This window comes from Roseateles agri (assembly GCF_034043675.1).
Lineage (GTDB): Bacteria > Pseudomonadota > Gammaproteobacteria > Burkholderiales > Burkholderiaceae_C > KK5.
The window spans coordinates 298073-312263 of sequence record NZ_JAXCLA010000004.1; the positions used below are offsets into that span (position 1 = coordinate 298073).

The 14191-nt window shown below is 68.0% G+C and carries 13 protein-coding genes; 10 read left to right on the forward strand and 3 right to left on the reverse strand.

Going from position 1 to position 14191, the window contains the following annotated elements:
* Positions 1–11 precede the first annotated feature (11 nt).
* The 7 genes from SNE35_RS13320 (at position 12) to SNE35_RS13350 (ending at position 7379) form a co-directional block, all read left to right on the forward strand.
* Positions 12–884 (forward strand): prephenate dehydrogenase, encoded by an 873-nt coding sequence (locus tag SNE35_RS13320; protein WP_320423400.1) that lies wholly within the window; start codon positions 12–14, stop codon positions 882–884.
* A 32-nt stretch (positions 885–916) separates the two neighbouring features.
* A complete protein-coding gene (locus SNE35_RS13325; RefSeq protein WP_320423401.1) occupies positions 917–2932 on the forward strand; it encodes a bifunctional 3-phosphoshikimate 1-carboxyvinyltransferase/cytidylate kinase in 2016 nt (671 codons plus the stop codon).
* Between the two features lie 142 nt (positions 2933–3074).
* Entirely contained in the window at positions 3075–4784 is a 1710-nt protein-coding gene (gene rpsA / locus SNE35_RS13330; RefSeq protein ID WP_320423402.1) for a 30S ribosomal protein S1, read from the forward strand.
* Positions 4785–4882: 98 nt separating this feature from the next.
* Complete coding sequence (locus SNE35_RS13335; protein WP_320423403.1) at positions 4883–5191, forward strand: integration host factor subunit beta; 309 nt, start codon at positions 4883–4885, stop codon at positions 5189–5191.
* A 25-nt stretch (positions 5192–5216) separates the two neighbouring features.
* Positions 5217–5519 (forward strand): LapA family protein, encoded by a 303-nt coding sequence (locus tag SNE35_RS13340; RefSeq protein WP_320423404.1) that lies wholly within the window; start codon positions 5217–5219, stop codon positions 5517–5519.
* On the forward strand, positions 5509–6657 hold the full coding sequence (gene lapB / locus SNE35_RS13345; protein ID WP_320423405.1) for a lipopolysaccharide assembly protein LapB: 1149 nt from the start codon (positions 5509–5511) through the stop codon (positions 6655–6657). The genes SNE35_RS13340 and lapB overlap by 11 nt, the downstream gene beginning before the upstream one ends.
* A complete protein-coding gene (locus tag SNE35_RS13350) occupies positions 6657–7379 on the forward strand; it encodes a glycosyltransferase (RefSeq protein ID WP_320423406.1) in 723 nt (240 codons plus the stop codon). The genes lapB and SNE35_RS13350 overlap by 1 nt, the downstream gene beginning before the upstream one ends.
* 14 nt (positions 7380–7393) lie before the next feature.
* On the opposite strand, the gene SNE35_RS13355 is transcribed toward SNE35_RS13350, so the two are convergent.
* Entirely contained in the window at positions 7394–8911 is a 1518-nt protein-coding gene (locus SNE35_RS13355) for an MFS transporter (RefSeq protein WP_320423407.1), read from the reverse strand.
* Between the two features lie 133 nt (positions 8912–9044).
* Between SNE35_RS13355 and SNE35_RS13360 the strand changes: the two genes are divergently transcribed.
* On the forward strand, positions 9045–9935 hold the full coding sequence (locus tag SNE35_RS13360; protein WP_320423408.1) for a LysR family transcriptional regulator: 891 nt from the start codon (positions 9045–9047) through the stop codon (positions 9933–9935).
* On the opposite strand, the gene kdoO is transcribed toward SNE35_RS13360, so the two are convergent.
* Positions 9936–10805, reverse strand: coding sequence for a Kdo hydroxylase KdoO (kdoO, locus tag SNE35_RS13365; protein WP_320423409.1), 870 nt, complete (start codon positions 10803–10805; stop codon positions 9936–9938).
* A 43-nt stretch (positions 10806–10848) separates the two neighbouring features.
* On the opposite strand from kdoO, the gene SNE35_RS13370 reads away from it, so the two are divergent.
* Complete coding sequence (locus SNE35_RS13370) at positions 10849–11868, forward strand: glycosyltransferase family 9 protein (protein ID WP_320423410.1); 1020 nt, start codon at positions 10849–10851, stop codon at positions 11866–11868.
* Positions 11869–11870: 2 nt separating this feature from the next.
* Positions 11871–12878 carry a glycosyltransferase family 9 protein gene (locus SNE35_RS13375; protein WP_320423411.1) on the forward strand — a complete coding sequence of 336 codons (1008 nt, stop codon included), beginning with the start codon at positions 11871–11873 and terminating at the stop codon, positions 12876–12878.
* Here the strand turns inward: SNE35_RS13375 and SNE35_RS13380 are convergent.
* Positions 12875–14191: a glycosyltransferase family 4 protein gene (locus SNE35_RS13380; RefSeq protein WP_320423412.1), complete on the reverse strand. Its 1317-nt coding sequence runs from the start codon at positions 14189–14191 to the stop codon at positions 12875–12877. The genes SNE35_RS13375 and SNE35_RS13380 overlap by 4 nt on opposite strands.

The window sequence follows — 14191 nt, forward strand, 5'->3', positions numbered from 1 at the left end:
AGGATTTCCAGATGTACCAGCAACTCGGCGTGATCGGATGCGGCCTGATGGGCGGCTCCTTCGCGCTGGCGATGAAGAAGGCCGGCCTGGTCCGGCGTGTCGTCGGCTACAGCAAGTCTCCGTCCACCACCGAGACAGCCAAGAAGCTCGGTGTGATCGACGTGATCGCCGAATCGGCGCTGCTGGCCGTGTCCGGCTCGGACATCGTGCTGCTGGCCGTGCCGGTCGCTGCGACCGAGTCGACAATGAAGGCCGTGCGGCACATCCTCAAGGCCGACGTGCTTTTCATGGACGTCGGCTCGACCAAATGCGATGTCGTCGAGGCGGCGCGCCGCTCGCTCGGCAAGGCCCTGCCCGGCTTCGTGCCGGCGCACCCGATCGCAGGCAAGGAGAGCGGCGGCGTCCAGCATGCCGAAGCCGAGCTCTACAAGGGCCGCCAGGTGATCCTGACGCCGCTGCCCGAGACGACGCCCGGCCTCGTGCAGAAAGCGACGGACGTCTGGTCCGCACTCGGCGCGCAGGTGCTGAAGATGTCCGCCGCGAACCATGACGCGGCCTTCGCCGCCGTCAGCCATTTCCCGCACCTGCTCGCCTATGCCTTCTTCCAGTCGGTGGCCGCGCAGCCGGCCGGCCGCGACTACCTGAGCCTCGCCGGCCCCGGTTTCCGCGACTTCACGCGGATCGCCGCCAGCGAGCCCTCGGTCTGGCGCGACATCCTGATGGCCAACAAGACCGAGGTGCTGGCCCAGTCACGACTGTTCCGCCAGGCGCTGGACGGACTGGAAGCCCTGCTCAAGTCCGGCGACGCCACCGAACTGGAGGATCGCATCCGCCAGATTTCCGACGGGCGCGCGAACTGGCAGATGGGCGCCCCGCGCCGTTGACCGGCAGCGATCTGCCGCTGAACCCCACCGCTATGTACAAGATCCCCTTTCTCGACCTGCCCCCGCTGCGGGCGGCAGCAGGCACCGTGCGCCTGCCGGGCTCCAAGAGCATCTCCAACCGCGTGCTGCTGCTGGCCGGCCTCTCCGAAGGCACGACCGCCGTCCACGACCTGCTGGATTCCGACGACACGGCCGTGATGCTGGCCGCGCTGAAGACGCTGGGTGGCCAGATCGAAGCGCAGGCCGATGGCGTGTTGAACGTCACCGGCATCGGCGGCAAGCTGGGCACACAGGCCGCGCAACTGTTTCTCGGCAATGCCGGCACGGCGATGCGCCCGTTGGCCGCCGCGCTGGCCCTGCTGACCGCGACGCAGGGTGGCAGCTTCGAGCTGAGCGGCGTGCCGCGGATGCACGAGCGGCCGATCGGCGACTTGGTCGATGCGCTGCGCGCGCTCGGCTGCGAGATCGCCTGCCTCGGCAACGAAGGCTACCCGCCGCTGAAGCTGACGGGCCCGTCGGCACTGAAGCTGGATGCACCGGTCAAGGTGCGCGGCGACGTGTCGAGCCAGTTCCTGACCGCCTTGCTGATGGCGCTGCCGCTGGTCGCCACCGATGACGTGCAGATCGAGGTCGTCGGCGAGCTGATCTCCAAGCCCTACATCCAGATCACGTTGACTTTGCTGGAACGCTTCGGCATCGCGGTGAAGCGCGACGGCTGGGAGCGCTTCACGATCCCGGCCGGCAGCCGCTACCGCTCGCCGGGCGCGGTGCACGTCGAGGGCGACGCCTCCTCCGCCTCGTATTTCGTCGGCCTGGGCGCGATCGCTGCTGTCGACCAGCCGGTGCGCATCGAAGGCGTCGGCAGCGAATCGATGCAAGGCGATGTCCGCTTCGTCGAAGCCGCGCAGCAGATGGGCGCCGAGGTCAAGTCCGGCCCGAACTGGCTGGAAGTGCGCCGCGGCGCCTGGCCGCTGAAGGGCATCACGCTCGACTGCAACCACATCCCCGATGCGGCGATGACCTTGGCCGTGATGGCGCTCTACGCCGACGGCCCGACGACGCTGACCAATATCGCCAGCTGGAGAGTCAAGGAGACCGACCGCCTGAGCGCGATGGCGACCGAGTTGCGCAAGCTCGGCGCCACGGTGGATGAAGGCCCGGACTGGCTCCGCGTGCAGCCGCTGCAGGACTGGAAGCCCGCCTCCATCCACACCTACGACGACCACCGCATCGCCATGTGCTTCTCGCTGGCGGCCTTCAACGGGCTCGTCACCGAGCATCCGGTGCCGGTACGGATCGAGGACCCGGCCTGCGTCGCCAAGACCTTCCCGGAGTATTTCGAAACCCTGTTCGACACGGTCTCCGCCAGCGTCAGCGACATCCCGGTCATCACGATCGACGGTCCGACCGCGTCCGGCAAGGGCACCTTGGCCGACGAGATCGCCCACAAGCTCGGCTATGCCGTGCTGGACTCCGGCGCGCTGTACCGCGCCGCCGGCCTGGCGGCCAGCCGCGCCGGCATCGACCTGGACGACGGCAAGGAAGTGGCGGCGGTGGCCCGCGCGCTGGACCTGCGTTTCGCCCAGGGCCGCGTCTACCTTGCCGGCGAGGACATCAGCGATGCGCTGCGCCTTGAAACCAGCGGCCAGAACGCGTCTCGCGTGGCCGCCCACCCGCCGGTGCGCCGTGCGCTGAACCAGCTCCAGCTCGATTTCCGCCGCGCCCCGGGCCTGGTGGCCGATGGCCGCGACATGGGCACGGACGTCTTCCCTGACGCCGGCCTGAAGGTTTTCCTCACCGCCAGCGCCGCCACGCGGGCCGAGCGACGGCATAAGCAATTGATTGCCAAGGGAATTTCGGCTAATATCGAGAGCTTGCGCGCGGATTTGGAAGCGCGGGACGCCCGGGACAAGAACCGGTCGGCCTCGCCACTGCATCCGGCGCAGGATGCGTTGATGCTCGACAACTCGGCCCAGACGATCGAAGAATCGGTTGAACTGGTGCTGGATTGGTGGGCTCGGCGCCGGCCATTCAAGGTATCGCGTTAAAACCGAGTTTTGGCCAGGGCCCGCCGCCCTTCCCTCCGAACGTCAGTTCATCGAGGGCGGCGATTCCGACAACCTAACCGCAGGGCAACCTGCAAACAACCGCGCTTGACCTGACGCCCAGGTCCGACGCACAGGAAACACAATGTCCCAGAACCAAACCGCAGCCGGCATGGACTCCTTCGCCGCGATGTTCGAAGAGTCGCTGCAGAAGTCCGACATGCGCGCCGGCGAAGTGATCTCCGCCGAGGTCGTTCGCATCGAGCACAACTTCGTCGTCGTCAACGCTGGCCTGAAGTCTGAAGCCTACGTGCCGGTCGAGGAATTCAAGAACGACCAGGGCGAGATCGAAGTCCAGGTCGGCGACTTCGTCTCCGTGGCGATCGACGCCATCGAGAACGGCTACGGCGACACGATCCTGTCGCGCGACAAGGCCAAGCGCCTGGCCTCGTGGCTGAGCCTGGAAACCGCACTGGAGTCGGGCGACTTCGTGACCGGTACCGTGTCGGGCAAGGTCAAGGGCGGCCTGACCGTCCTGGTCAACGGCATCCGCGCCTTCCTGCCGGGTTCCCTGCTGGACACGCGTCCGGTCAAGGACATGAGCCCGTTCGAAGGCAAGACCATGGAGTTCAAGGTCATCAAGCTGGACCGCAAGCGCAACAACGTCGTGTTGTCGCGCCGCGCTGTGGTCGAAGCTTCGATGGGCGAAGAGCGCGCCAAGCTGCTGGAAACGCTGTCGGAAGGCGCCATCGTCAACGGCGTGGTCAAGAACATCACCGAATACGGTGCCTTCGTTGACCTCGGCGGCATCGACGGCCTGCTGCACATCACCGACATGGCATGGCGCCGTGTCCGCCACCCGAGCGAAGTCGTTCAGGTCGGCCAGGAACTGACCGCCAAGGTCCTGAAGTTCGACGCCGAGAAGAACCGCGTCTCGCTGGGCCTGAAGCAGCTGGGCGACGACCCGTGGTTCGGCGTTTCGCGCCGCTACCCGACCGGCACGCGCCTGTTCGGCAAGGTCACGAACATCGCCGACTACGGCGCGTTCGTCGAGATCGAGCCGGGCATCGAAGGCCTGGTGCACGTCTCCGAAATGGACTGGACCAACAAGAACGTCGCTCCTTCGAAGATCGTCTCCCTGGGCGACGAAGTCGAAGTCATGGTCCTGGAGATCGACGAAGACAAGCGTCGCATCTCGCTGGGCATGAAGCAGTGCAAGGCCAACCCGTGGGAAGAGTTCGCCGAGAACGTCAAGCGCGGCGACCGCGTCAAGGGCCCCGTCAAGTCGATCACCGACTTCGGCGTGTTCGTTGGCCTGGCTCAAGGCATCGACGGTCTGGTGCACCTGTCCGACCTGTCGTGGAACGAAACTGGCGAAGCTGCCGTGCGCAACTTCAAGAAGGGCCAGGAAGTCGAAGCCATCGTTCTGGCCGTGGACGTCGAGCGCGAGCGCATCTCGCTGGGCATCAAGCAGCTGGACAGCGACCCGTTCACCACCTACACCTCGGTCAACGACCGCGGCATGTCGGTGACCGGCAAGGTCAAGACGGTTGACGCGCGTGGCGCCGAGATCGACCTGGGCGAAGACATCATCGGCTACCTGCGCGCTTCGGAAATCTCCCGCGACCGCGTGGAAGATGCCCGCAATGTGCTGAAGGAAGGCGACGAAGTCACCTCGGTCATCGTCAACATCGACCGCAAGACCCGCAACATCCAGCTGTCCATCAAGGCCAAGGACAACGCCGACAACCAGGAAGCCATGCAGCGCCTGTCGGCCCAGTCCGAGCGCGAAAACGCCGGCACGACCAGCCTGGGCGCCCTGCTGCGCGCCAAGCTGGACCAGGGCAACAACTAAATCGTTGTTATCCTGCGGTGGGCCTTCGGGCCTGCCGGAACAGAGGCTCGCCACTCGTCCCGAGGGCGAGCCTTTTCACTTCTCATGCCAAGACCAACATGACCCGATCCGATCTCGTCGCCCTGCTCGCGGACCGTTTCCCGCAGCTCACTCAGCGCGACACCGAGTTCGCCGTCAAGACGATCCTGGACGCGATGTCCGATGCGCTCGCCAAGGGCCACCGCATCGAGATCCGCGGCTTCGGCAGCTTCCAGGTCAACCGCCGCCCGCCCCGCATGGGCCGCAACCCGCGCAGCGGCGAGCAGGTGCTGATCCCCGAAAAGCTGGTACCGCACTTCAAGCCAGGCAAGGCGCTGCGCGAAGCGGTGGACGCCCGCGCACCGGCCGACTCCTCCGCGGAAGAGTGAACGCACCCGCCTAGAATTCGCCCTCATGCGAATCCTCGTCTGGGCCTTCCGGGCCTTCCTGTTTTTCACGTTGTTCGCCTTCGCGCTGAACAACAGCCACGAGGTGATCGTGCGCTGGTTCTTCGGCCACGCCTGGCGCGCGCCGCTGGTGATCGTCGTGCTGGTCGCCTTCGGTTCGGGCTGTGCCCTTGGCGTGCTGGCGATGGTGCCGGCCTGGTGGAAGCACCGCCGCATCGCGCGCCGCGCCGTGCCCGACGAGGCGCACGACGTCGCGCCGGCCACCACGCCCGCCACCCCCAACGTTCCGATGCCCTACGATGGAATTTGATCCCCGCTGGCTGCTGATCGTGCTGCCGGTGGCCTTCGCGCTCGGCTGGCTCGCATCGAAGCTCGACACCCGGCAGTGGAAGCGCGAACAGCACGACGCGCCGAAGGCCTATTTCAAGGGCCTGAACCTGCTGCTGAACGAGCAGCAGGACAAGGCCATCGACGCCTTCATCGAAGCCGTCCAGAACGACGCCGACACCTCCGAGTTGCACTTCGCGCTCGGCAATCTGTTCCGCCGCCGCGGTGAGTACGAACGCGCGGTGCGCGTGCACCGCCACCTGCTGCAGCGCGGCGACCTGCCCAAGGCCGAACGTGAACGGGCCCAGTACGCGCTGGCCCAGGACTTCTTCAAGGCCGGCCTGTTCGACCATGCCGAGGAAGCCTATGCCCAGCTGCGCGGCACGCCCTTCGAGAACGAGGCCGAGATGGCGCTGCTGTCGCTGTTCGAGCGCTCGCGCGAGTGGCGCAAGGCCGTCGACGTGGCGCGCCGCCTGGAGCAGCGCGGCACCGGCTCGTTCGCCTCGCGGATCGCCCATTACCTGTGCGAACTGGCCCTCGAGGCCCAGACCCGGCACGACGACGACCTCGCGCTGGCGCTGCTCACCGAGGCCCGCGCTACCGCCCCGCAAGCAGCCCGCGCCCACGTGCTGACCGGCCAGATGCTGGCCCGCCGCCAGCAGCCCGACGCGGCGATGGCGGCCTATGCCGAGCTGCTGGCCCTGAACCCGGAGGCCTTCAATCTGGTCGCCGGCGACTATGCGGACGCCGCGCTGGCCGCCGGCCAGGCCGAGCGGGCACTGGCGGTGCTGGACAGCCGCTACCAGCGCGCTCCGGGCGTCGACCTGATGCTCGCGATCGGCAAGCTGGAGCCGGACAGCGCTCAGCAGCGTGCTCGATGGATCCGCCACCTCGGCGCACATCCGACCCTCTCGGCCGTCCGCGGCTTGGTGGCCTTCAGTGGCGCCAAGCTCAACGAGGAAGAAAAGCCTCTCGTCAGCGCCGCGATCGACCGCGCCGCCCGCCCGCTGCAGCGCTACCGCTGCGCCGCCTGCGGCTTCGAGGCCGGCCACTACTTCTGGCAATGCCCCGGCTGCCTCAACTGGGACAGCTACCCGCCTCGCCACGTAGAAGAGCTCTGATGCGACACATCCTCTGCATGAAGTGGGGCACGAAATACGGCCCCGAGTACGTCAATCGTCTGTACGCGATGGTGCGCCGGCATCTGAAGGGCGAGTTCAAGTTCGTCTGCCTGACCGATCGCACCGAAGGCATCCGTGCCGAGGTGCAGTGCTTCCCGATCCCGGAGATGAACATCGCCGAGGCCAAGCGCGATGGCGCCTGGAAGAAGCTCACCACCTTCGAGGCCGATCTCTACGGCCTGCGCGGCACGGCCCTGTTCCTGGACCTCGACGTCGTCATCGTCGACGACATCACGCCCTTCTTCGAGGTGCCGGGCAAGTTCCTCATCATCCACGACTGGAAGCGCCCCTGGCGCGTCACCGGCAACTCCTCGGTCTACCGCTTCGAGCTGGGCGCCCATGCCGACGTGCTGGCCAAGTTCCGCAAGGAACACGAGGCGCTGCGCCGCGAGTTCCGCAACGAGCAGGCCTACTTGTCGGACGAACTGCACAAGCAGGGCCTGCTGCAGTACTGGGACGATGCCTGGTGCGCCAGCTGGAAGTACCACTGCGTGCCCGCCTGGCCGCTGAGCTACGTCAAGGATCCGATCATCCCCAAGGGCTCGCGCATCCTGATCTTCCACGGCCCGGCCAATCCGCCGGACGCGCTGGTCGGCCGCTCGAACAGCGTCTGGCGCAAGATGCGCCCGGCGCCGTGGATCGCCGAGCACTGGCGCGAATGAATCGCCGCTGAGGCCTAGCTCGGCTGCGCGAGCGTCGAAGAGGCCCCGGTTTCGGCACCGCGCGCCAGGAACACGAACACCACGAGCGCTGTCAGCGTCGTGACGGCGGCCAGCACCAGGGCCAGCGTCGAGAACGCGTCCTGGAACGCGTGCGCGAGGATCTGCGCCGGCACCGTCGGGCATTGCGCCGCAGCACCGGCCAGGTCACCCGCAACCAGTCGCTGGGCGATGAGCGATGTGGGCACCGGACAGCCCAGGGGTGCCAGCCGCAGCGCCGCAAGTGCGGAGAGGCCGGCGCCCACGATCGCCAGCGCAAGACCTTCGCCGGCCACACGCGTCGTGCTGAAGATGCCGGTCGCCATGCCGGCCCGCTCCCGCGGCACGACGCTGACGGCCAGGCCATCCATCAATCCCCAAGGCAGGCTGATGCCGGCACCGATCAGCAGCATCGGCGCCAGTGCCGCGTGCGCATCGTGGGCGCCGGCCAGCCAGACCAGGCCCGCTGCCGCCGCCAGCAGTCCGCCACCGCAGAGCATGCCCGGACGCACGCGCTGCGCGAGCAGGCCGGCCACGAGCGGCAGCACGACCAGCGGTGCCGACAAGGCCATCATCGCGAGGCCGGCCTGCGCGCTGCCCATCCCTTCGATGCCGACGAAGCGGATCGGCAGCAACACCAGCAGCACCACGAAGCCATAGGCGGGAGCAGCGGCCAGCAACTGGACGCCAACGAAGTGCGGGTAACGGAACAGGTCGAGATCCAGCATCGGGCGTGCCGTTCGGCGCTCGATGCGCACGAACCACGCCAGGAACACCGCGGCAGCACCCAGGCTGCCGATCGTCGAGGCGCTGCTCCAGCCGCGCTCCGGCGCCTGCAGCACGCCCCAAGTGAAGATGGACAGCGTCAGCGTGAACGTGAGCGCGCCGGGCCAGTCGAGCGCATGGGCCGCCGGATCTCGAGATTCGCGCATGGCCGGCCGCGCAATCAGCAGCGCGACGGTGGCGCAACCGATCACGAGCAGGAAGATCGCGCGCCAGCCCCAGGCGGCGGTGAGCCAGCCGGCCGCCAGCGGGCCCAGCGTGAGGCCGATGCCGAAGCTCGTTCCCAGCATGCTGAAGGCACGCAGGCGCACCGGGCCGTCAAACTCCTGTGCCAGTGTCGCAGCGCCGCCGGCGAACACCGCGGCGCTGGCAAGCCCCTGCAGGCCGCGCAACAGATCGAAGACGACGATGCCCGGTGCCGCGAGCAGCGCCATTGATGTCCCGATGAAGCCAACGACGCCGCAGACGAACACGCGGCGCCGCCCATGTCGATCCGCCAGCGCGCCCGCCACCATCAGAAAGCTGCCGAAGGCCAGCATGAAAGCATTGGTCACCCAGGCCAGCGCCACCGGCGAATCGCCCAGGCCGGCAGCGATCTCGCGCAGGGCGACCGCGGGGCCGGTGAAGGTCATGGGCATCGCCGCCGAGGCCAGGCACACGCCGGCGAGCACGCGCCAGCGTCGGCCGGCCGAAAAATCTTGCAATGGAGTCATATCGAGTCGTCCGAGAGGATGGGGCCGGCAGATCAGCAGCCCCGTCCACTCACGTTAGACTCGCTTCAATCTTCGATAAACAAGGCGTCAGATCGTTCTTGCAGGAATAAATGTCCGCAATAGGCTTCACCCGATGGACCGACTGAGCGGCCTGACCGCCTTCGTGAAAACGGTCGACCTCGGCAGCTTCGTGGCTGCCGGGCGCGTGCTGGAGATCTCCGCCTCGGCCGTCGGCAAGGCGGTGGCGCGACTGGAGCAGCAGCTCGGTGTGCGCCTGCTGCAGCGCAGTACCCGCCGCATCCAGCTCACCGAGGAAGGCCGGCTGTTCCACGAGCGCTGCCGGCGCATCCTGGACGATCTGGACGACGCCCACGCAATGATGTCGCAGACCCTGGAAGCACCGCGCGGTCGGCTGCGCGTGAGCGCGCCCATCATCGGCTACCACTTCCTGATGCCGCTGATCCCGGACTTCCTCGCGCGCTATCCGCAGGTCGATCTGGACGTCGACTTCAACGACCAGATCGTCGACCTGATCGAGGAAGGCATCGATGTGGTGATCCGCAGCGGCGACCTGCCGGACTCCGGCCTGGTCTCGCGTCCGCTGCACGTCTACCGCTTCATGCTGTGCGCCTCGCCGGACTATCTCGCCCGCCATGGCACGCCGCAGCGCCCCTGCGATCTCGACCGCCACGCCGCGATCCGCTTCCGCTACCCGAACTCCGGCAAGCTGCTCGAATGGCCGCTGCGTCTGGCCGAAGGCGAGCCCGAACCACGGCCGCGCGCCGCCGTCGTCTTCAACAATATGGAAGCGCTGTTGGCCGCCACCACGGCCGGCCTGGGCATCGCCTGCATGCCCGACTTCCTGGTGCGCACCGCCCTCGCCGAGGGCCGCGTCGTCGCGGTGCTGGACGATCGCATGGGCGCCGGCGGCCGCTTCAGCGCGCTGTGGCCATCGAGCCGGCAGCTGTCGCCCAAGGTGCGCGTGTTCGTCGATCACCTGGGCGCGAAGCTGGCGGGCGGCTGACTAAACCAACGCTCGCCCGGTCTGCTTCTGAAGGATGCCCAGCGGGCTGGCCGCCGGGTCGTACTGCTTGTCGGCGGCCAGGTGCAGCGTCTGCTCCATCATGTACTGGCCGGCCATCACCGCATGCGCGGTCTGGTCCGAGAAACAGACCCAGACTGAACCCGCGGCGAAGGGCATCGTGACCTGCTCGCAATCGCGCTGGTAGTCCATGTCGCTCTTCATGCCGTCGTGCAACTGCAGCATCAGGTGGTCGTATTCACTGCGCAGTGACTTGGTGACATGCAGCACCTTCAGCGCCCTCGCCTGCCAGGCCGAATAGGGCTTGGCGCGCGGCACGAAGCGCTGCGCGATCGCCTCGAACGACTCGCCGACGCGCCACACCCGCGGCTGCCCGTCCGGGTTGACGTTGGCGAACACGCGCAGGATCCGCTCGCCATAGTTCGGCCGCGAAGGGAAGGCATCCACATGCAGGCGCCGGTCGTCCGCACGCCAGCTCTGCACGCGCGATTCGACCTGCGTGGGCCGGTAGCTGGTCGGCGCCATCCGCAGTGCCGGGCCATACTTGGGCAGCAGCGCGTCGATGAGGCCGCGCGCCTGCGTGCGGAAGCGCCCGACCATCGCGGCCAGCGCTGCCTGGGTGGCCGCGTCGCCGGTGGCGCCCTTCAGCGTGCCATCGGCATTGAGGCTGATGTTGCGCGACTTGGGATCGCGGATGTCCGGGCGCAGCAGCGAGCGCTCGGCCGCGGTCGGCTGGAAGGCCAGATGGGGGAAGTACAGCACCTTGCCGGCCTCGAGCGCGGCGATCCAGGACGGATCGCTGCCGATGTGTGCCCAGTCGCTGCCGGGTAGCTCGATGATTCTTGTATGCATCGGGAAATTATCGACCACCGGGGCCGCCCTAGAATCGCGCGCCATGCCTCTCGACGCCTCTCCCGCTCCCGACACCCGCCCCCGCACCGCCGTCCTGCTGCAATGGGTGGGCATGGGCGACCTGGTCTGGCACGTGCCCTACTTCCGCAGCGTCGCGCAGACCAGCCGCGATGGCCAGGTCTCGGTGATCGCATCGCCCACCGTGTTCGCGCCGCAGTTGATCGGCCATGAGCCCTGGGTGCGCGAGATCATCGACTTCGACCGCCACCCGCGCCGCCATGAAGGTCGCAAGGGCCGCCATGCCGGCGTGGCGGGCCTGTGGCGCATGGGCGTCGAACTGCGGCCGCTGGGCTTCGAGCGCATCGTGCTGTTCACCAACCATGGCAACCGCTCGCTGGTGGCCGTGGCCGCGAAGATTCCCGAGCGCCTGGGCTACGGCACCAGCTGGCTGCAACGCCGGTTTCTGAGCCATGGGCCCTTCATCGAGCGCTACCGCGGCCCGGCCGTCAGTGCCTACAAGGACGCCACTGCGTTCGCCATCGCGCAGGGCTGGTGCGCCGAACCCATCGTGCCCAGCCTCGTCGTGCGACCGGACGCACTGGCGCGGATGCAGACACGCTTCGCCCACCTGCCGCGCCCGCTGCACGTGCTGGCGATCGGCTGCTCCGAGCCGTACAAGCAATGGGGCGACGCGAACTTCGCTGCCCTCGCAACCGAACTCGCCCAGGCCGGCCACGGCGTGCTGATGCTGGGCGGACCGGCCGAGCGGGCCTTCGCCGACGCCATCCTCGCGCGCATCAAGCCCGCGCTGCGCGCACGCGTTGCCGCGATGGTGGACGGCAGCGTCGCCGACAGCGTGGCCGCCTGCGCGCTGGCCGACAGCTGCACCGGCAACGACACCGGCGTCATCCAGATCGCCGCCGCCGTCGGCACGCCGACCTGGGTAGTGCTCGGGCCGCGTCCGCTGCTGGAGCACGACCCGAAGACGCTGCACAACATCGCCGCTCCGAGCCTGGAGGCCATCCGGCCGGAAGCCGTGGCCCAGACCGTATTGAACGCATGACGATGACGACCGACACGCGCCCGCGCACCGCGGTGCAACTGCAGACCAACGGCATGGGCGACCTCGTCTGGCATGCCGAGTACTTCCGCTGCATCGCCGAGCAGAGCCAGGGCGGGCAGGTCACCGTGATCGCCGCGCCGACGACGATGGCGCGCGACCTGATCGGTCACGAGCCCTGGCTGCGCGAGGTCATCGACTTCGACCGCCGCCCGCGCAACGGCCGCCGCGGCCGGCACAGCGGGCTGGACGGCCTGATGCGTATGGGCGCCGAACTGGCACCGAAGCGCCTGGACCGCATGGTGATGTTCTCCGACCACCCGGGCCGCGCCGTCATCGTCTGCTGGCGAGCCGGCATCCGCACGAAGCTGGGCTATGGCGCGACCTGGCTGCAGCGACTGCTGCTGACCAAGGCACCGCGCATCGCGATGTACGACGGCCCGCCCGTCACCGGCACCTACCTGGACGCGACGGCCTTTGCGATCGCGCAGGGCTTCTGCAGCGCGCCCCTCGTGCCCCACATCAACGTACGGCCCGACGCGCTGGCACGCATGCGCGAGCGGCTGGCCGCGTGGTCCCAGCCCGGCTTCGCGCTGTCCATCGGCTCGTCGGAGCCCTTCAAGCAATGGGGGGCGGAGAACTTCGCCGAACTGGCCGCGCGGCTGGCCCGGACAGGCGCCGGGGTGCTGCTGGTCGGCGGTCCGTCCGAAACGGCGCTGGCGCAGGCCATCACCGCCGGCATTGCATCCGAGTTGCGTCCGCAGGTGCTGAGCCTCACCGACGCCCCGGTGGCCGACACGGTGGCTGCCATGTCGCTGATGCGGGCCTGCATCGGTAACGACACCGGCGCCACCAATATCGCCGCCGCCGTCGGCACGCCGGCTTGGGTGCTGATGGGCGCGCGCCCGCCGCTGATGCACGACCCCAGCAGGATGAAGATGCTGGAGGGCGCGAGCCTGGCCGACATCAGCCCGGCCGCGGTCGAGGCGCAGGTGCTGGCAGGGCTGGCCTAAGGCTGGGCCAAGATCGGCCGGCTCGCCTTCTCCAGCAGATCGGCCGTGGCCTCGGCCCACGAGATGCGGGGCATGGCCCGGATCAGGGCCTCGCGTTCATGCAACAGTGCTTCGTCCTGGATGAAGCGTGCGAGTTGGGCGCGGATGTCGTTCACGTCCAGCGGGTCGAAGTAGCCGGCATGCTCGCCGGCTGCCTCCGGGATGGAGGTCGCATGGGAGGCCAGGCAGAACTTGCCATAGCTGATCGATTCGGCCGCCGGCAGTCCGTAGCCTTCGATCAGCGATGGGAACACCGTGAAGCGGCAGCCGCGGTACAGCGCGTCGAGTTCCGCGTCGGACACATCGCCCAGGAACAACACGCGTTCGCGCAGGGCCGCATCGGCCTCCAGCAGTTCGTCGAGCGCCCGGTAGGCCTTGCTGGTCTTGCCGACGATCACCAGCCGCAGGCCCGCGTCCTGCCCGGCTGCGATCACCTGGGCCCAGCTCTGCAGCAGGCGCAGCTGGTTCTTGTACGCGGTGACCCGTCCGACCGATAGCAGGTACTGGCCCTGCGACAGCCCGTAAGGCAGGGTCGCGGTTGCCGCACCCTGCGAGTTGATGTTCTGCCCGAACAGGCACTTCTCGATCGGCTTCTCCGTACCGATGAACTGGTGCATGAACCGCAGGATCTCGCGCCGGTTGTATTCCGAGCTGGTGAAGAAGCGATCGAAGGCCTGGAAGCTCTCCTTGATGAACTGCGTGAACAGCAGGCTTTCCGCAGGCTTCTGGCCGTGCTCGATCGGAATGACGTCGTGCAGCAGCAACTGGGCCGAGATGCCGTGCTTGCGCTTCAGCCGCTCGATGTTCTCGACGTAGCCGCCGATGATCCAGCTGCGCCCGACGTTGAGCAGCACGTCCCCCGGCTTGAACGGCGGCGCCGGCATGCGGCGCTGGAACAGCAGATGGGTGAGGTGGAACACCACGCCGCCGGCGAAGGTGTGCCACATGTATTTGGCCGGCTGGCCGAGATACTTCTCGCGGTAGTCCCGCCACGGCTTCAGCCGCGCATTCGGGCACAGCTTGTAGAGCTGGGCGGGGTCGGGCTCGATCCGGCCGGACAGCAGCCGACCCATGTATTCGATCACCGCATCGTCCACCAGGCCCACATGCTCGCAGGCCCGGCCGTGGAACATGATGAACTTGACGCCCTTGCCCAGGGCATGAAGGGCGTAGTTCAGGTGGACGCGCTGGATGCCGGTGACGGTCGCGTGCTGCCGGACCCACATCAGCAGGTCGGTCACGTCAAGGTAGATCGTCGGCTTAGACGCTTCCAT